15 protein-coding genes and 1 tRNA gene are annotated in these 18,012 nt (G+C 53.7%); 9 read left to right on the forward strand and 7 right to left on the reverse strand.

What is annotated here, in order from left to right:
* The first annotated feature begins 3 nt into the window (after positions 1–3).
* From TU92_RS03835 to gdhA, 3 genes are all read left to right on the forward strand, one after another.
* Complete coding sequence (locus tag TU92_RS03835; RefSeq protein WP_112164637.1) at positions 4–702, forward strand: acid phosphatase; 699 nt, start codon at positions 4–6, stop codon at positions 700–702.
* A gap of 165 nt (positions 703–867) precedes the next feature.
* Positions 868–1,353: a methylated-DNA--[protein]-cysteine S-methyltransferase gene (locus TU92_RS03840; protein WP_112164638.1), complete on the forward strand. Its 486-nt coding sequence runs from the start codon at positions 868–870 to the stop codon at positions 1,351–1,353.
* Positions 1,354–1,489: 136 nt separating this feature from the next.
* The gene (gene gdhA / locus TU92_RS03845; protein ID WP_112164639.1) at positions 1,490–2,833 is read left to right on the forward strand and encodes an NADP-specific glutamate dehydrogenase; all 1,344 of its coding nucleotides are present in this window, start codon (positions 1,490–1,492) and stop codon (positions 2,831–2,833) included.
* 93 nt (positions 2,834–2,926) lie between these two features.
* Here the strand turns inward: gdhA and TU92_RS03850 are convergent.
* A tRNA-Ile gene (locus TU92_RS03850) sits at positions 2,927–3,003 on the reverse strand.
* A gap of 142 nt (positions 3,004–3,145) precedes the next feature.
* Between TU92_RS03850 and mug the strand changes: the two genes are divergently transcribed.
* Positions 3,146–3,643 (forward strand): G/U mismatch-specific DNA glycosylase, encoded by a 498-nt coding sequence (gene mug / locus TU92_RS03855; protein WP_112164640.1) that lies wholly within the window; start codon positions 3,146–3,148, stop codon positions 3,641–3,643.
* Between the two features lie 82 nt (positions 3,644–3,725).
* Here mug and rpoD read toward each other — a convergent pair whose 3' ends face one another.
* The 3 genes from rpoD to rpsU all read right to left on the reverse strand — a co-directional run bounded on the left by rpoD (position 3,726) and on the right by rpsU (position 7,857).
* Positions 3,726–5,564 carry an RNA polymerase sigma factor RpoD gene (rpoD, locus tag TU92_RS03860; protein WP_112164641.1) on the reverse strand — a complete coding sequence of 613 codons (1,839 nt, stop codon included), beginning with the start codon at positions 5,562–5,564 and terminating at the stop codon, positions 3,726–3,728.
* Positions 5,565–5,757: 193 nt separating this feature from the next.
* A complete protein-coding gene (dnaG, locus tag TU92_RS03865) occupies positions 5,758–7,506 on the reverse strand; it encodes a DNA primase (RefSeq protein WP_112164642.1) in 1,749 nt (582 codons plus the stop codon).
* A 135-nt stretch (positions 7,507–7,641) separates the two neighbouring features.
* The gene (rpsU, locus tag TU92_RS03870; protein ID WP_001144069.1) at positions 7,642–7,857 is read right to left on the reverse strand and encodes a 30S ribosomal protein S21; all 216 of its coding nucleotides are present in this window, start codon (positions 7,855–7,857) and stop codon (positions 7,642–7,644) included.
* A gap of 330 nt (positions 7,858–8,187) precedes the next feature.
* Here rpsU and tsaD point away from each other — a divergent pair, with 330 nt between their 5' ends.
* Positions 8,188–9,201: a tRNA (adenosine(37)-N6)-threonylcarbamoyltransferase complex transferase subunit TsaD gene (tsaD, locus tag TU92_RS03875; protein ID WP_112164643.1), complete on the forward strand. Its 1,014-nt coding sequence runs from the start codon at positions 8,188–8,190 to the stop codon at positions 9,199–9,201.
* A gap of 102 nt (positions 9,202–9,303) precedes the next feature.
* On the opposite strand, the gene plsY is transcribed toward tsaD, so the two are convergent.
* Entirely contained in the window at positions 9,304–9,933 is a 630-nt protein-coding gene (plsY, locus tag TU92_RS03880) for a glycerol-3-phosphate 1-O-acyltransferase PlsY (protein ID WP_112164644.1), read from the reverse strand.
* 107 nt (positions 9,934–10,040) lie between these two features.
* Here plsY and folB point away from each other — a divergent pair, with 107 nt between their 5' ends.
* Together folB and bacA are read left to right on the forward strand one after the other, a co-directional pair.
* Positions 10,041–10,397: a bifunctional dihydroneopterin aldolase/7,8-dihydroneopterin epimerase gene (gene folB, locus TU92_RS03885; RefSeq protein ID WP_112164645.1), complete on the forward strand. Its 357-nt coding sequence runs from the start codon at positions 10,041–10,043 to the stop codon at positions 10,395–10,397.
* Between the two features lie 187 nt (positions 10,398–10,584).
* The gene (gene bacA, locus TU92_RS03890) at positions 10,585–11,409 is read left to right on the forward strand and encodes an undecaprenyl-diphosphate phosphatase (RefSeq protein ID WP_112164715.1); all 825 of its coding nucleotides are present in this window, start codon (positions 10,585–10,587) and stop codon (positions 11,407–11,409) included.
* A 72-nt stretch (positions 11,410–11,481) separates the two neighbouring features.
* On the opposite strand, the gene TU92_RS03895 is transcribed toward bacA, so the two are convergent.
* Entirely contained in the window at positions 11,482–12,717 is a 1,236-nt protein-coding gene (locus TU92_RS03895) for a multifunctional CCA addition/repair protein (protein WP_112164646.1), read from the reverse strand.
* Between the two features lie 178 nt (positions 12,718–12,895).
* A complete protein-coding gene (locus TU92_RS03900; RefSeq protein ID WP_112164647.1) occupies positions 12,896–13,516 on the reverse strand; it encodes a TIGR04211 family SH3 domain-containing protein in 621 nt (206 codons plus the stop codon).
* A 264-nt stretch (positions 13,517–13,780) separates the two neighbouring features.
* Here TU92_RS03900 and TU92_RS03905 point away from each other — a divergent pair, with 264 nt between their 5' ends.
* Together TU92_RS03905 and glnE are read left to right on the forward strand one after the other, a co-directional pair.
* On the forward strand, positions 13,781–15,088 hold the full coding sequence (locus TU92_RS03905; protein WP_112164648.1) for a CYTH domain-containing protein: 1,308 nt from the start codon (positions 13,781–13,783) through the stop codon (positions 15,086–15,088).
* Positions 15,089–15,145: 57 nt separating this feature from the next.
* Positions 15,146–17,983, forward strand: a complete 2,838-nt coding sequence (gene glnE, locus TU92_RS03910; RefSeq protein WP_112164649.1) for a bifunctional [glutamate--ammonia ligase]-adenylyl-L-tyrosine phosphorylase/[glutamate--ammonia-ligase] adenylyltransferase — start codon at positions 15,146–15,148, stop codon at positions 17,981–17,983.
* The last annotated feature ends 29 nt before the right edge of the window (positions 17,984–18,012 follow it).

The following is an 18,012-nucleotide window of genomic DNA, read 5'->3' on the forward strand; positions in this document are numbered from 1 at the left end:
ACCGTGCGTAAGTCCGTCATCGCTTTGCTGCTTTTCACGTTCGGTTCGACCTTCGCCGTTCAGGCTGCGGACGAGGCCAAACCCTTTATCACCAGCCAGGAACTTGATCTGACTAAATACCTGCCGGCACCACCGGCAGATGATTCCGCGCAGACAAAAGCCGAGCTGAAAGAGCTGCTGGAGATCCAGGCCACCCGTACGCCGGAACAGGAAAAGGCTGCGGTCGCTGACGCCGAAGAGAATGTCTGGCGCTTTGCCGATGTGATGGGACCAGACTTTACCGCGGCAAAACTGCCGAAAACCGCCGCGCTGTTTGACCGCGTGATTGCGACCGAAGACGTGGTGGACGATCACGCCAAGAAAGCGTTCAACCGCCCGCGTCCGTACATGCTCGATGAGCAGATCCATCCGCTGCTGAAAAAATCCAAATCCGGTTCCTGGCCTTCCGGGCATTCCACCGTCGGTTATCTGATGGCGACCGTGCTCGGCGATCTGGTGCCGGAAAAACGTAACGCCTTGTTTGCCCGTGCGTCTGTGTATGCCGAAAACCGTCTGGTGGCCGGTTTCCATTACCGTTCAGATACCGTGATGAGCCGCACTGGCGCCGCGCTGATCGCCCAAAAAATGGCAGAGCAGCCGGATTTCCAGGCTGAATTCGACGCGGCAAAAACCGAACTGCGCACGCAGCTCGGGCTGAAGTAACTTCCTCTTAAAACCTACTCCTGAAGCGTTACATTCCTGCATGTAACGCCTTCATTTCCCGAATTTTTTATGGAATACATCCCGCAATTCCCTGTTTTTCCCCTTGGTTCACTTCCGGCATTTCCGCTAAAGTGTCGTTCGCTATATACGCAGAGGGCAGAGCAGATGGAATACAGATTCAAGCGAATAGATTCACCGGTAGGATTACTGACGCTGGCCGCCAAGGGTGACAAGCTGACGGCTATCTTATGGGAATGCGAAATCGATGGGCGAGTGAAACTGGGTGAGATGATCGAAGACCCTGCGTTCCCGGTCTTGCTGAAAACCGAACAACAGCTCAATGAATACTTTGCGGGTAAACGAACCCGTTTTGAGCTGGATCTCGATTTCACCGGTACCGAGTTCCAGAAAGAAGTTTGGGCTGCCTTGCTTGAAATTCCGTTTGGCGAAACGCGCAGTTATAGCGATATTGCCCGCCGCATCGGACGCCCGAAAGCGGTCCGCGCCGTCGGTGCCGCCAATGGCCGCAATCCGATTTCTATTGTTGCACCGTGCCACCGGGTGATCGGTACTTCCGGTAAGCTCACCGGCTTTGCAGGGGGGCTTGCAAATAAAGAGTTATTGCTTCGTCTGGAGGGGCGTAAATTTTAAACCAGGGTGCAGGTTGCGGGAGCGAAAAATTCCTTGATGTTCGTTTGTAAGTCGATGCATAGTCAAAAAATAAGCCGTAAATAATTAAGTCGTAAAAAGCAAAAACAACATCACTTAGAAACGGAGTTTTTAGTCAATGGATCAGATTCAATCCCTCGAACAGTTCTTATCCTCAGTCCAGCAGCGTGACCCACATCAGGTCGAATTCTCTCAGGCGGTACGAGAAGTCATGACGACTCTCTGGCCGTTCCTCGAACAAAATCCTCAGTACCGTCGTTCGGCTTTACTTGAGCGTCTTGTTGAGCCGGAGCGCGTTATTCAGTTCCGTATTGCGTGGGTGGATGATAAAAATCAGGTGCAAGTGAACCGTGGCTGGCGCGTGCAATTCAGCTCGGCCATCGGCCCTTATAAAGGCGGTATGCGTTTTCACCCGTCGGTAAATCTTTCGATCCTCAAGTTCCTTGGTTTCGAGCAGACCTTCAAGAATGCGCTGACTACGCTGCCGATGGGCGGCGGAAAAGGTGGCAGTGACTTCAATCCGAAAGGCAAAAGCGAAGGTGAGATAATGCGCTTCTGTCAGGCGCTGATGCTCGAACTGTATCGTCACCTCGGGCCGGACACTGATGTTCCTGCGGGCGATATCGGTGTCGGGGGGCGAGAAGTCGGTTATATGGCGGGCATGATGAAAAAGCTCTCCAACAACACCGCCAGCGTGTTCACCGGCAAAGGATTGTCATTTGGCGGCAGCCTGATCCGCCCCGAAGCCACTGGATACGGTCTGATCTATTTCACTGAATCGATGCTAAAACGCCACGGTCTGGATTTCGAAGGCATGCGCGTGGCCGTTTCCGGCTCGGGCAACGTCGCGCAATACGCGATTGAGAAAGCCATGTCACTGGGCGCTCGTGTGATCACCGCCTCTGACTCCAACGGCACTGTCGTCGACGAAGCCGGTTTTACCCCTGAAAAATTGGCGCTGCTGACGAACATCAAAGCCAGCCGCGATGGCCGTGTGGCGGATTACGCGCAAAAATTGGGGCTTCAGTATCTCGAAGGCCAACAGCCGTGGAACGTACCTGCAGATATCGCGCTGCCATGTGCCACGCAAAACGAACTGGATGCAGAGGCTGCGCGCACGCTCATCGCCAACGGCGTGAAAGCCGTAGCCGAGGGTGCGAATATGCCAACGACCATTGAAGCAACGGATCTGTTTATCGAGGCAGGTGTGCTGTTTGCGCCGGGTAAGGCCGCGAATGCCGGTGGCGTAGCAACGTCTGGTCTGGAGATGGCACAGAACGCCGCGCGCCTGAGCTGGAAAGCCGAAGAAGTCGATGCGCGCTTACGCCACATCATGCTGGACATCCATCAGTCCTGCGTGGAATACGGCGGAGAAAGTCAGCAGACGCAATATGTGCGCGGCGCGAACATCGCCGGCTTCGTAAAAGTCGCCGATGCTATGCTGGCGCAGGGCGTCTTGTAAATCCGGAGCGACACTTTAGCGCCACGCTGATTAGCCATTAAAAAAGCCACTTCGCGAGAAGTGGCTTAATTATTTGAATCTAAAGCTAAAATTTGGTGGCCCTTGCTGGACTTGAACCAGCGACCAAGCGATTATGAGTCGCGTGCTCTAACCAACTGAGCTAAAGGGCCGAGGTGCGGGATTATACGGTAAACTCTACTTACAGGTCTATATGTGTTCTGTTTGTATGCGCGTTTTGTGCACAGTTGCAGGGTATTGTGATCGCTGCACTTTTTATTGATAACTTCCGTAAATATGTCTCAGGGCAAGATTATGATTACCGATATCATTGATGAGGATCTGACCGTGGTGTTCTGCGGTATCAATCCCGGTTTATCGACGGCGCACCATGGCTATCATTTTGCCAATGCCAACAACCGTTTCTGGAAAGTGATCCATCAGGCGGGTTTTACCGAACGTCTGCTGAAACCCGAAGAAGAGCAGCATTTGCTGGATACCGGTTGTGGCATCACCATGCTGGTGGAGCGTCCGACGGTGGAAGCGACAGAACTGGTACGTGATGAACTGCGCGAGGGCGGGGCGGTGCTGACGGAGAAGATCGAGCGGTATCAGCCAAAGGCGTTGGCCGTACTGGGTAAGCAGGCGTTCAGCAAAGCGTTTGGTATCAGCAAAGTGAACTGGGGACGTCAGGCGCTGAAAATTGGCCGTACTGAGGTCTGGGTATTGCCCAACCCAAGCGGATTGAACAGGGCGAAGCTGGAAGAACTGGTCGCGTCTTATCGCGAGTTGTATGACGCGCTAAATGCCTGAAGAGACGAATTTGCAGAATAAAAAAGCCCCGCCATTTCCAGAGAAAGGCGGGGCTTTTTAATCACCGGGAGCGTCAGGACGACTAGTCGTCGAGGAAGCTGCGCAGCACTTCGGAGCGGCTTGGGTGGCGTAGTTTACGCAACGCTTTGGCTTCGATCTGACGGATACGTTCACGGGTTACGTCGAACTGTTTGCCCACTTCTTCCAGAGTGTGGTCAGTGTTCATATCGATACCGAAACGCATACGCAGAACTTTCGCTTCACGTGCGGTCAGGCCAGCCAGAACGTCGTGCGTTGCAGAACGCAGGCTTTCAGAGGTCGCAGAATCCAGCGGCAGCTCGAGGGTAGTATCCTCGATGAAATCACCCAGATGCGAATCTTCATCGTCGCCGATTGGCGTTTCCATGGAGATTGGCTCTTTAGCAATTTTTAGCACTTTACGGATCTTGTCTTCCGGCATCAGCATGCGTTCAGCCAGCTCTTCCGGCGTCGGCTCACGGCCCATCTCCTGCAACATCTGGCGCGAAATACGGTTGAGTTTGTTGATGGTCTCAATCATATGCACCGGAATACGGATGGTACGTGCCTGGTCGGCGATGGAGCGGGTGATAGCCTGACGGATCCACCAGGTCGCATAAGTAGAGAACTTATAACCACGGCGATATTCAAACTTATCAACGGCTTTCATCAGGCCGATGTTACCTTCCTGAATCAGGTCAAGGAACTGCAAGCCACGGTTGGTGTATTTCTTCGCGATAGAGATAACCAGACGTAAGTTCGCTTCAACCATCTCTTTCTTCGCGCGGCGTGCTTTCGCTTCGCCGATCGACATGCGACGGTTAATGTCTTTTACCTGTTCGATAGTCAGGCCAGTTTCTTCTTCGATCTGGCGCAGTTTCATCAGGCCGCGCTGCACGTCTTCGGTCACTTCTTTCAGCTTCTCAGACCATGGTTTACCCATTGCCAGAGCAGCATCAAACCAGGTACTGCTGGTTTCGTTACCGGCGAACAGATTGACGAAGTTTTTCTTCGGCATTTTGCACTGTTCAACGCACACTTTCATGATCAGACGTTCCTGAGTACGGACGCGATCCATCATGGAGCGCATGCTGTTCACCAGGAAATCGAACTGTTTTGGTACCAGACGGAACTGTTTAAACACATCGGACAACTTCAGAATTTCTTCTGCGGCGCTTTTGTGGCTACGGCCATTCTTCTTAATAACGGCACGGGTCGCTTCATGTTGCTCACGCAGATCGGTGAACTTCTGACGCGCTAGTTCCGGGTCGATGCTGTTGTCGTCTTCAGCATCGTCGTCGTCTTCTTCATCGTCGTCGGTATCATTTTGCTCTTCAGTGGTCAGTTCAGAACCCACGTGAGTCGCAGTCGGCGCGATTTCTTCTTCGGCGTTCGGATCAACAAAACCGGTGATCAAATCAGACAGACGTGCTTCGCCTGCTTCAACACGGTCATATTGCTCTAACAAATAGGTGATAGCTTCAGGATATTCAGCAACGGAGCACTGGACCTGATTGATACCGTCTTCGATACGTTTGGCGATGTCGATTTCGCCTTCACGGGTCAGGAGCTCAACGGTACCCATTTCGCGCATATACATACGCACAGGGTCGGTGGTACGGCCAATTTCAGATTCAACGCTGGAAAGCACCTGAGCCGCTGCTTCTGCAGCATCTTCATCGGTATCAGGGCGGTTTTCGGCCAGCATCAAATCATCGGCGTCCGGCGCTTCTTCAAGAACCTGGATGCCCATGTCGTTAATCATCTGGATGATGTCTTCGATCTGGTCGGAGTCGACGATATCTTCCGGCAGATGGTCATTGACCTCAGCAAAGGTCAGATAGCCTTGCTCCTTACCACGGGTGACAAGTAGCTTAAGCTGTGACTGCGGGTTTTGCTCCATAAGACGGTATCCACACTTCAGAGTATTTGGGTTCGTGTCGGTCGGGTGATATCGCCAACAATAACGTTAGGGGCGTTTATTGTGCCGCGGCCCACCAGGGCGGCTCTGCGCAGGGCCATGCCCCGCTTTATATCGGCACTTAAGCCGTGTTCCTGAGATAACGCTTCAAGCGCTATCTGTATGTTCTTATTTTTTAGTTCTTTCTCGCTAACACCTGATTCAGGGAACTGACTTCTGTGCGTTCCTCCGGGCTCAGGCCGTGCGTCCTGGCTTTGGCAATTAAGGTTTCAAGCCGTTGCTCTAAGATTGAGTCATACAGGCTGGCGAGCGTGGCACGAAATTCCTCTTCGACCATGTCCTCTACGATCATGTGGTTCCATGTCGCCAGAGTTTCAAGCTGTTGGTAGAACTTATTGTCGCGATAAAGTTCAAGTAACTGGCCTGTGGTCAGCCCCGGCTGGGCTAAGCAAGTGGTCACTAACTCACTGAATAAATCCAGTCCAGGTTGCTTCGCTTGCTCCAAACCTTGCAGCGAGGGTATAAGTGTAGCCAGTTGTGGGTTTTGTACCAGTAACCCTATAAGTATACGCATGGTTGTGCGTTTTAGCTGGGGCGCCTGATAGGTATTGCCATTCTCAGCCTGTTTGGGCATCAGCTTTTCGAGCTGGCTGTCATCCAAAATACCGAGCTTGTTCCCTAACTGCTGACGCAAATACATCCGCAACGTTTCACCGGGTACCTGACGGATAAGCGGCAATGCCAGCATGCTGAGTTTGGTTCGCCCGTCGGGGCTGCTCAAATCCACCTGCGGCATCAGTGAATCGAACAGGAATGTGGAAAGCGGCATCGCCTGCTCCATTCTCTGTTCGAAAGCTTCTTTGCCTTCCTGACGCACCAGTGTGTCCGGATCTTCACCATCGGGTAAAAACATAAACCGCAACTGGCGGCCATCATTGAGATACGGCAGCGCCGTCTCCAGCGCACGCCATGCCGCTTCACGTCCCGCGCGGTCGCCGTCATAACAGCAGACGACGTTATCCGTACAGCGGAACATCAACTGAATATGGTCGGCTGTGGTGGAGGTTCCCAGTGACGCGACGGCATAATCAATGCCGAACTGCGCCAATGCCACGACGTCCATATACCCTTCAACCACCAGCAAACGCGTCGGGGTAGGGTGTTTCAACTGCGCTTCATACAGGCCATACAGCTGGCGGCCTTTATGGAAAATTTCAGTTTCCGGTGAGTTGAGGTATTTCGGGGTACCGTCGCCCAAAACCCTGCCACCAAATGCAATCACGCGGCCACGCTTATCGCGGATCGGGAACATAACCCGTTCGCGGAAGCGATCATAGCTGCGTCCGTTGTCATTGGTGACCAACATACCGGCGTCAATCAGTGATGCTTTGTCATCGGCATTTTTACCAAAACGCTTTAGGGCGTTGTCCCAACCCGGCGGGGCGAAACCAATGGCAAAATGTTGGATGACGTCTGCACTTAAACCACGCTGGGCAAGATAATCCCGTGCGGGGGCACCTGCGGGTTGTTTAAGTGACTGTTGATAGAACTCGCTGAGCGGGGCCATCAACTGGTAGAGGCTTTGGCGCTGATGACGCTCCATCTGAGTCGGGCCGGTGCCTGCTTCGTACGGCACTTCCAAACCCTGCATTGTCGCCAGTTCCTCAATGCTTTCGACAAACTCAAGCCTGTCATAGTTCATCAGGAAATCGACGGCATTGCCGTGGGCACCACAGCCGAAACAGTGATAAAACTGCTTATCGCCATTTACGGTAAATGAGGGTGTTTTCTCATGGTGGAAAGGGCAGCACGCGTGATAATTTTTACCTTGTTTCTTGAGCTTTACTCGGGCGTCGATCAAATCGACGATATCGATACGAGCCAGCAAGTCATTGATAAATACGCGCGGAATTCTCCCAGCCATAAGCCCCTTACTCACTAGCCTATAAACGAGAACAAGCCGCGCATCCCTTTCGGAAAGCACGGCCTTCGTATGCTACTACGCAGTCTGCGCGTTCTTAATATTGCAAATCACGCGATTTGGGGTTGCCCCCGAAGATTAATACAGACGAGTGCGACGTGCGTTTTCGCGAGCCAGTTTCTTGGCGTGGCGTTTTACTGCAGATGCTTTAGCGCGTTTACGTTCTGTAGTCGGTTTTTCATAGAACTCACGACGACGAACTTCGGCTAATACACCTGCTTTTTCGCAGGAACGTTTGAAGCGACGCAGAGCTACGTCGAACGGCTCGTTTTCACGTACTTTAATTACAGGCATGTGCCTCTCACCTCGATAAAATCGGTTTGTTTGCTGATGTTGTACCAGCACATTTCAAAATGGTGCGGAATTTTACTCCAATTCGCGTCGCCTTGTAAAGCATAACGGCAAATTGAAACGGGTGCTCTTTGCAACCCTTCTGCAACATTGTACGCTCGCTTTTGCGTCGGGCGGCGATTATATACCAATCAACCCAAATTGCTCGACATTAATTGGTCGTGACGATGATTAGTAAAGTGGCAGGAATTCCAACGCCGGTGCAGCGCCAGCGCGCGCTTGTATGCTAAACTGCGCGCCGCGAGTGAGCGCTAAACAATGACGGAAAGAGTGATGCGAGTACTGGGTATTGAAACGTCCTGCGATGAAACCGGAATTGCAGTTTATGACAGCGAAGCCGGTTTATTAGCTAACCAACTGTATAGTCAGGTAAAACTGCATGCAGATTACGGCGGTGTGGTGCCAGAACTGGCTTCACGCGACCACGTACGTAAAACAATACCCCTGATTCAGGCCGCACTGAAAGAAGCCGGGCTGACCGCACAGGATATCGACGGCGTGGCTTACACCGCCGGTCCCGGTCTGGTCGGCGCGTTGCTGGTGGGTGCTACGATTGGCCGCTCTCTGGCGTTTGCCTGGGATGTTCCTGCGGTACCTGTTCACCACATGGAAGGGCATCTGCTGGCGCCTATGCTGGAAGACAATCCTCCTGATTTCCCGTTTGTCGCGCTGCTGGTTTCCGGCGGTCACACGCAATTAATCAGCGTCACCGGCATCGGTGAATACACTCTGCTCGGCGAATCCATTGATGATGCCGCCGGTGAAGCCTTCGATAAAACAGCCAAATTATTAGGTCTGGATTATCCGGGCGGCCCGTTGCTGTCGAAAATGGCCTCACAAGGCGTGGCAGGGCGGTTTACTTTCCCGCGTCCGATGACCGATCGTCCGGGTCTGGATTTCAGTTTTTCCGGCCTGAAAACTTTTGCGGCGAACACCATTCGCGGCAATGACAGCGACGCGCAAACTCACGCGGACATCGCGCGCGCATTCGAAGATGCGGTCGTGGATACGCTGGCGATTAAGTGCAAACGCGCACTTGATCAGACCGGTTTTAAAAGGCTGGTGATGGCAGGCGGCGTCAGCGCGAACCGCACGTTGCGCGCAAAATTAGCCGAAATGATGACCAAACGCGGCGGGGAAGTTTTCTACGCACGCCCTGAATTTTGCACCGATAATGGCGCAATGATTGCGTATGCGGGCATGGTGCGGCTGAAAACCGGTGCGACCCCTGATCTGGGCGTTACAGTGCGACCAAGATGGCCTCTGGCTGAGCTGCCGCCCGTCTGACCTCACACCTTTCCTGCGTCCTATCAGTCAGGATTGTAGGAATAAAAGACAAAAAAAATGACCTTCAGTAAGGTCATTTTTTGTATCTGAAATGTGAAAATTTTATTCTGCTTTATCTTCTTGCCCGGCTTTACGTTTCTTCTTCAGCTTGTCCCAGATTTTCCCTTCCTGGCCCCGCCACAGACGCTGAATATTGTCATGGTGGCGCAACAAGATAAGGCAGGAAAGCATAGCGACCGGGAAGGTGAATTCAGGTTTGAACCACCACACGTAAAACGGGGCGATGAGCGCGCTGACGATCGCACCCAGCGAAGAGTAGCCGCTGAGAAGTACCGTCAGCAGCCATGTGCCGGTCATCAGGCCAGTTAAGTCCCAGCCGATAGGCGCGATAGCACCGAATGCCGTTGCCACGCCCTTGCCGCCTTTAAAGCGGAAGAAGACCGGGTAGATATGGCCGAGGCAGGCCGCGATGGCGGTGAGGCCAAGGTACATCGGCGGAATGTTGAGACGATAAGCCAGCCAGACCGGCAGCATCCCTTTGAGTACATCAAAGATCAGAACTGCAGCCGCGGCAACACGTCCACCCAGGCGCAACACGTTGGTCGCGCCGGGATTGCATGAACCCGCCGTGCGCGGATCAGGCAAACGGGCTACCCGGCAGACCAGAATCGCACTGGAAATCGAGCCGCAAAGGTAGGCGAAAATAATCATTCCAAGCGCGGTAGCACTCATAAAGCCGTTCCGTCTAATAAGGGTCGTTTTAATCGCAACATACATGGATAATACGCATTTTCTGCTGGAAGTGGTATCCGGCTTGGCCAAAAACAGAGAATCGCGTGATGGATATCGTATTTATTGAGCAACTAAATGTAATCACTACCATTGGTGCCTACGATTGGGAACAGACCATTAAACAGAAACTGGTGTTCGATATCGAACTGGCGTGGGATAACCGCAAGTCGGCTTCCAGCGATGATGTGAATGACTGTTTAAGCTATGCGGATGTCAGTGATGCCGTCATTGGGCACGTCTCCACGCAGAATTTTGCGCTGGTTGAGCGGGTGGCGGAAGAAGTGGCAACGCTGCTTCTGACACGCTTTAACTCGCCATGGGTGCGAATCAAGCTCAGCAAGCCCGGCGCTGTGGCGCAGGCTGTTAACGTTGGGGTGATCATTGAGCGCGGCCAACGTTTTTAATTTCGATAATGGATAGAATTCAGAATCAGCTTGTCTATTGATTGTCATAAAGAAGCATTACAAGTAGAAGCCGGCTCGCCGGTTTCGCTTGATTGAAGCGACTCAGCATGATGTCGCTTTTTTATTGTCTGTTTTGCAGCATATTTTGCCCGCATGCGGGCCACTATTAGGGTTGGGTAAACTAATGATCGCTGAAAGTCATTCTTTGCTGGTTGCCGTAATTATGGGAGTGGTGGAAGGGCTGACCGAGTTTTTACCGGTTTCCTCCACCGGGCATATGATCATCGTGGGTAACCTTTTAGGGTTCACCGGAGATAAAGCCAAATCGTTCGAAGTGATCATCCAGCTGGGCTCCATTCTGGCGGTCGTCGTGATGTTCTGGCGTCGTTTGTTCGGCATGATTGGCCTGCATTTTGGCAAACCACCGGTTCATGAAGGCACGGGAACCCGCCGTCTGAACTTACTGCACATTATTCTGGGCATGATCCCTGCGACAGTGTTGGGTTTGCTGCTGCATTCACAGATAAAATCGCTTTTCGAGCCGAAAAACGTGATGTATGCGCTGGTGGTCGGAGGCTTTTTACTGATCGCCGCCGAGTTGCTTAAACCGAAAAAACCCCGCGCAGAAGGTCTGGATGACATGACCTATACGCAGGCCTTCCTGATTGGTATGTTCCAGTGTCTGGCGTTATGGCCGGGATTCTCGCGTTCCGGGGCAACAATCGGTGGCGGGATGTTGCTGGGCGTCAGCCGTTTTGCTGCGTCTGAATTCTCGTTCCTGCTGGCCGTGCCGATGATGCTGGGTGCCACGGCGCTGGATCTTTATAAAAGTTACAGCTTTTTGAGCATGGCTGATTTGCCGATGTTCGCGACCGGTTTTATCACCGCGTTTATCGTCGCGTTGTTTGCTATCAAAACCTTCCTGGCTGTGATTAAGCGTATCTCGTTTATTCCGTTCGCGATTTACCGCTTCTTCGTCGCGCTGGCAGTGTACTTCGTCTTTATTGCCTGATTTTCAGCCGTTTAAAACTAAAAAAAGCCCCGACGGGAAACCGTGCGGGGCTTTTTTTAGAATACGTCCTGATCAGAGATCGGGTTCCTGCGTTTTCTTCCATTCAGCCAAAACCTGCGTGCGGCGTTTTTTCAGCTCGTCGCGGATTTCTATCCCCTGAAAACCGTCATCCAGCACTTCTTTGTTGGAAATACTGCTGGCGATAGCAAAGGCTTCACGCAGGAAATCTCCCTGCGGATAGGGATTATCTTCAAACGTCGTGCGTCCGCGCGCATCGGCTTCGCTGGTCATGATCATTTGCTCAAGGCGCTGAGGTTTACGCCAGACATCAATGGTATCGAACAGCTTGAGCAGGGTTTCCGGGCGCAATTTATTCACGGTGTGGATAAGGTCATGGAATTCTGCCACCAGTTTCGCCAGGTCACGAATATGCGTCGGGACTTTCAGCCGCTGGCAGATATTTTCCACCAGTCTGACGCCGGCCGGGCCGTGACCGTGATGGTGTGGCCAATACTGCGGCGGCGTCAGGCCTTTGCCTAAATCATGGCACAGTGCCGAGAAACGCACGTCAACGTCCGGAGAGAGCAGGCTGGCGATTTTCAGCGTCATCAGCGTGTGAATGCCGGTATCGATTTCCGGATGCCATTTTTCTGGCGCGGGGACGCCAAACAGCGCATCAACTTCCGGGAACAACACTTTCAGCGCGCCACAGTCGCGCAGCACCTGGAAGTACACCTGCGGATCCTGAGTTTGCAACGCCTTCTCGGTTTCTTTCCACACGCGTTCTGGCGTCAGCGCCTGCAGTTCGCCGCTTTCCGCCATCTGCTGCATGAGCGTCTGCGTTTCTGCTGCGACGGTGAAACCCAGATGCGCAAAGCGTGCGGCAAAACGCGCAACGCGCAGAACGCGCAGCGGATCTTCACCAAAGGCATCAGATACGTGGCGCAACTGGCGTTTTTCGAGATCGCGCTGTCCGTGATAAGGATCGATTAACTGGCCATCCGCACTTTTGGCAATGGCGTTGATGGTCAGATCACGACGCATCAGATCTTGCTCTAACGTGACGTCCGGCGCGGCGTAACAGGTAAAACCGTTATAGCCGGAGCCTGATTTGCGTTCCGTTCTTGCCAGCGCATATTCATCACGGCTGACCGGATGCAGGAAGACCGGGAAATCTTTACCGACCTGCTGATAACCGTTTTCCAGCATATATTCAGGCGTCGCGCCCACGACCACCCAATCGTATTCAGACACAGGCAGGTTTAATAAACTGTCTCGGACTGCGCCGCCGACCAGGTAAATCTCCACGCGATAACTCCTGAAATAAGGCTCGTAAAGCGCACCGTGGCGCCCAAAGCAGGGATGGGTTCTGTCTTCATCATAGCAAAGTTGCGCTACGGATTTCCTGATTGATGCAAACACGAAAAGGCACCGAAGTGCCTTTGGGTTAACATCCAAACAGGAAATGTGTGACGGCGTAAACCGGTCAGCTCATCCAGCGGTCTTTTTTCTTACGACGTGGGATGAGGTGCGGAAGCAACAGGCCGAGAACCAGACCCACACCCGCGACACCGCCACCGTACATAAACCACTGTAAAATAATGGTGCGCTGTTTGTCGTCAAGCTGGACGTTTACCGCGTTAACTTTCTTCTCCGCGATAATCTTCTGGTTTTTCAACTCCTGATTCTCTTTCTTCAGGGCGTTGATAATGCTGTCACTGGAGGCGACTTTGCTCTGCATTTCCGCTGTGCGCTGGTTCCAGCTGGAATCAATGTTCGTCAGCTTGTCGGTCAGCGTTTTCACTTGCTTCTCGAGATCGGGAACGCGGGTACGGATACTCGGTAAATTACTCAACTGGTCGAGAGGGATCCAGGCGGTTTTCCCTTTCGAGTCAATAATTTCACCGTATTTAGTGCTGTCGTTGACGCTGCGCAGGGTGACTTCATCACCGGCATTGAGGGTGCCAACAATGCGATACTGGTTACCCGGACCGCTATGGATGTAGGTGATCAAATCGTCGGAAATGTAGCGCTTCTCATCGGCATGAGCGCCCCAAGTGATGCTTAAGCCAAGCAAAGCGAAACCAATCAGGCGTAATTTATGCATTATTTCATCGTTTCTTTGTGAATTTAGGGAACGTGAAGTGTGGATCCGTTTTATCGGGATACGTCTTCCAGCGACCGCGGTCTTAGGCGCTCGCGTTAATTTGGTGACCGATAGTAAGGGCAACAGTGTGACGACGCAATGCATAAACCGGAATGAGAACTATCTTACAATCCCGCAACATGCGGCTTGCTCGCTGTGCTTATGGTAGAATTCTGGCGACGCGTTTATCCCTTTTGGCAGCAAAGAATCGGTGTGAAGACCCTTATGACCGTAGAAATAGAATTAAAATTTATCGCCACCCCGGCCGCGATTGCCGAATTACCGGCACAACTCGCTCGATTTAACAGCGAGCACACCGCGCTTTCGAAACTGACCAACATCTATTTTGAGACTGCGGAAAACTATTTACGTTCGCACGACATCGGTCTGCGTATCCGTGGTTTTGACGATCAGTACGAAATGACCATTAAAACCGGCGGCAAAGTGTTGGCTGGTTTGCACCAGCGTCCGGAATATAACGTTGAGCTGAAAAAGCCGGTGCTTAAGCTCAGCGCGTTCCCGAAAGACATCTGGCCGGAAGGCTGCAAAGTCGCGGCGCTGCAAAAAGCCTTAGTGCCGTTATTTCGCACCGATTTCACCCGTGAAAAGTGGGTGATCACTTACGGCGAAAGTGAGATCGAACTGGTGCTGGATCAGGGCGAAGTGGTGGCTGGTGAGTTGTCTGAGCCGCTCTCTGAAATCGAACTGGAGCTGAAAAAAGGCAACACCGTGGATTTGCTGGCGCTGGCCGCTGAAATCGGCGAGCACGGCGGTTTGCGTCAGGGCGGATTCAGCAAAGCTGCCCGCGGTTACCATCTTGCGAAAGGTAACCCGCTGCGTGAAACCAAACCGTTGCCGGTCTATAAAGCCCAGCCAAAAGCCACGGTTGAACAGGCGATGACCGGAATGTTTGAGCTGGCGCTCGATCACTGGCAGTACCATGAAGAACTGTGGGTGCGCGGTGACAAACTGGCGCGCCCGGTGGTCTTACAGGCAGTGGAAACTGTGCGTCAGATTCTGGTGCTGTTTGGCGGGCTGGTGCCGCGTAAAGCGTCCTCTGAACTGCGTACGCTGCTGACCGATCTGGTGCCGGTGCTGGAACAGAAATCTGCCGATGCGCAGGACGTCTGCTTCAGCGCGACCTATTTGAAAAGTAAGTTAGTGCTCACGTCATGGCTGACCACGTCGGGCTGGACGCCGTTCATCGATGACAAATCGGCGAAGAAGCTGGAAGGCTCCTTCAAGCGCTTCTCTGACATCATGCTTGGCCGTACCGCTGCCGATCTGAAAGAAGCCTTTGCACAGCCGCTAACCGAAGAAGGTTACCGCGATCAGCTGGCGCGCCTGAAGCGTCAGATCATCACCTTCCATTTACTCTCGGGTGCCTATCCTGAACGCGACGTCGCCGACTATCTGGCGGGCTGGACGGAGCTGCAACAGGCGATTATTCAGAAGCAACTGGCGCTGGAGGATTCCGCCCGTTCCCATGCGGTGATGATGGATGCGTTCTGGTTAAACGGCCAGCCACGTTAATTGACTGATAAGCCTGGGCTCGTTGCCCGGGCTTTTTTTTGCAAGGAATCTGATTTCATGTTGCCACTTTCTCCTGTTTTGCAAAGCCACGCCCAAAGTTTGCTTGAGCAATGGCGTGAACATCCTGAACCGCTGCCGCTTCCCGACGAGGATCAGCTGGCGGTGCTGGCGAGCAGTCAGTTTGTAACGGACAGCCTGCTGGCATTTCCGCAGTGGTGGCATGAAATCGTAGAAAATCCGCCACAGGCGCAGGAATGGCAATTTTACCGCCAGTGGCTCGAAGCTGCGCTGGAAAGCGTGACCGATGAGAACGGGCTCATGAAGGCGCTGCGCCTGTTCCGACGCCGTACGCTGACTCGCATTGCGTGGTCACAGTCGGCGCAAACCAGCGAAGCCCAGGATACGTTACAGCAGCTGAGCGAACTGGCGGAATTGCTGATCGTCAGCGCCCGTGACTGGCTGTATGAGGCCTGCTGCCGCGAGTTCGGTACGCCGGTCAATGAAGCCGGTGAACCGCAACGCATGTTGATCCTCGGAATGGGTAAACTTGGCGGCGGCGAACTGAATTTCTCCTCTGATATCGACCTGATTTTTGCTTATCCGGAAAACGGCCAGACCCGGGGGGGCCGCCGTGAACTGGAGAATTCACAGTTTTTCCTGCGTCTGGGGCAAAGGTTGATCAAAGCGCTGGATCAGCCGACGCTGGACGGCTTTGTATACCGCGTCGATATGCGGCTGCGGCCTTTCGGCGACAGCGGTCCGCTGGTCATGAGTTTCCCGGCGCTGGAAGATTATTATCAGGAGCAGGGGCGCGACTGGGAACGCTACGCGATGGTGAAAGCGCGGCTGATGGGCGGCGCGGAAGACATCAGCAGTCAGGAACTGCGCAAGATGCTGAAGCCTTTTGTGTTCCGCCGTTACATCGATTTCAGCGTGATCCAGTCCCTGCGCAATATGAAAGGGATGATCGCCCGTGAAGTCCGCCGCCGGGGACTGAAAGACAATATCAAGCTGGGGGCGGGCGGGATCCGCGAAATTGAATTTATCGTGCAGGTTTTCCAGTTGATCCGCGGCGGGCGCGAGCCTGCGCTGCAACAACGCGCTTTGCTGCCGACCTTGCAGGCGCTGGAAAAACTCGGGCTGCTGCCTGTCGAACAAGTGATGCAACTGCGCGCCAGCTATCTGTTCCTGCGTCGTCTTGAAAATCTGCTGCAGGCCATCGGTGACGAACAGACGCAAACCCTGCCTGCGGACCCGCTGAATCAGGCGCGTCTGGCGTGGGGGATGAATTTCAATGACTGGCCGCAGCTTCTCGACGCAGTGAATGCTCACATGCAAGCCGTGCGCGCCGTGTTTAACGATCTGATCGGTGATGACACGCCGGACACCGAGGACGATCAGCAGCAGTCTTCCTTCAGCAGTTTGTGGAGTGATTCACTGGAGCAGTCCGAGTTAGCGCCGTGGGTGCCGCAGCTCGACGAAAATGCGCAGCGCCACATCCTGCAGCAGATCGCCGAATTCCGGCGTGACGTCGATAAGCGCACCATCGGGCCGCGCGGTCGCGATCAGCTGGATTTGCTGATGCCCCGCCTGCTGGCGCAGGTTTGCACCTATAAAAATGCCGATGTGACTTTGCAACGTCTGATGCAGTTGTTGCTGAACATCGTCACGCGGACAACCTATATTGAGCTGCTGGTCGAATATCCGGGCGCGCTCAAACAACTTATCCGCCTGTGCGCCGCCTCACCAATGGTCGCGTCGCAGCTGGCGCGCCATCCGTTATTGCTCGATGAACTGCTCGATTCACGCACGCTTTACCATCCGATTGAACCGGGCGCGTACCGCGATGAACTGCGCCAGTATCTGATGCGCGTGCCGACGGAAGACGAAGAACAGCAGCTGGAAGCCGTCCGTCAGTTCAAACAAGCGCAACACCTGCGCATTGCCGCCGGCGATATTTCCGGTGCGCTGCCGGTGATGAAGGTCAGCGATCATTTAACCTATCTGGCCGAAGCGATTTTGGACGTGGTAGTGCAGCAGGCGTGGGATCAGATGGTGGTGCGCTACGGCCAGCCGATGCACCTGACGCAGCGAGAAGGGCGCGGGTTTGCCGTGGTCGGCTACGGCAAACTGGGCGGTTGGGAACTGGGGTACAGTTCCGATTTGGATCTGGTCTTCCTGCTCGACTGCGCACCTGAGGTGATGACCGACGGCGAGCGCAGCATCGACGGGCGACAATTTTATCTGCGACTGGCGCAGCGCATCATGCATTTATTCAGCACCCGTACGGCATCCGGCATTCTGTATGAGGTCGATCCGCGCCTGCGTCCTTCCGGCGCGTCCGGTATGCTGGTCAGCACTATCGAAGCCTTCGCTGACTATCAGGCCAATGAGGCCTGGACCTGGGAACATCAGGCGCTGGTGCGTGCGCGCGTCGTATACGGCGATCCGCAGCTGGCACAGCAGTTTAACGCCACGCGCCACGACATTCTCTGCCGCGAGCGTGAGGGCGAAGGGCTGCGCAAAGAAGTCCGCGAGATGCGCGAAAAAATGTACGCGCATCTCGGCAGCAAAAAATCTGCCGAGTTTGATCTGAAAGCCGATCCGGGCGGCATCACCGATATTGAATTCATTGCACAATATCTGGTCCTGCGGTTTGCGCACGAGAAGCCGAAACTGACGCGATGGTCGGATAACGTGCGAATTTTCGAACTGATGGCGCAAAACGGCATCATGCCGGAGGAGGAAGCGCGGGATCTGACTCACGCTTATGTCACGCTGCGCGATGAAATCCATCACCTCGCATTGCAGGAACACAGCGGCAAAGTAGCCGCAGGCAGTTTTGCCACAGAACGTGAGCAAATCCGCGCCAGCTGGGCGAAGTGGCTCGGCTAAGGGTTTTTATTCGGGGTGTGATATTATCC

Source organism: Rahnella inusitata (assembly GCF_003263515.1).
GTDB lineage: Bacteria > Pseudomonadota > Gammaproteobacteria > Enterobacterales > Enterobacteriaceae > Rahnella > Rahnella inusitata.

Coding starts and splice junctions, on each gene's coding strand:
- TU92_RS03840 (WP_112164638.1), top strand. CDS start 868: ATGGAATACAGATTCAAGCGAATAGATTCACCGGTAGGATTACTGACG.
- gdhA (WP_112164639.1), top strand. CDS start 1,490: ATGGATCAGATTCAATCCCTCGAACAGTTCTTATCCTCAGTCCAGCAG.
- mug (WP_112164640.1), top strand. CDS start 3,146: ATGATTACCGATATCATTGATGAGGATCTGACCGTGGTGTTCTGCGGT.
- rpoD (WP_112164641.1), bottom strand. CDS start 5,564: ATGGAGCAAAACCCGCAGTCACAGCTTAAGCTACTTGTCACCCGTGGT.
- dnaG (WP_112164642.1), bottom strand. CDS start 7,506: ATGGCTGGGAGAATTCCGCGCGTATTTATCAATGACTTGCTGGCTCGT.
- rpsU (WP_001144069.1), bottom strand. CDS start 7,857: ATGCCTGTAATTAAAGTACGTGAAAACGAGCCGTTCGACGTAGCTCTG.
- tsaD (WP_112164643.1), top strand. CDS start 8,188: ATGCGAGTACTGGGTATTGAAACGTCCTGCGATGAAACCGGAATTGCA.
- plsY (WP_112164644.1), bottom strand. CDS start 9,933: ATGAGTGCTACCGCGCTTGGAATGATTATTTTCGCCTACCTTTGCGGC.
- folB (WP_112164645.1), top strand. CDS start 10,041: ATGGATATCGTATTTATTGAGCAACTAAATGTAATCACTACCATTGGT.
- TU92_RS03900 (WP_112164647.1), bottom strand. CDS start 13,516: ATGCATAAATTACGCCTGATTGGTTTCGCTTTGCTTGGCTTAAGCATC.
- TU92_RS03905 (WP_112164648.1), top strand. CDS start 13,781: ATGACCGTAGAAATAGAATTAAAATTTATCGCCACCCCGGCCGCGATT.
- glnE (WP_112164649.1), top strand. CDS start 15,146: ATGTTGCCACTTTCTCCTGTTTTGCAAAGCCACGCCCAAAGTTTGCTT.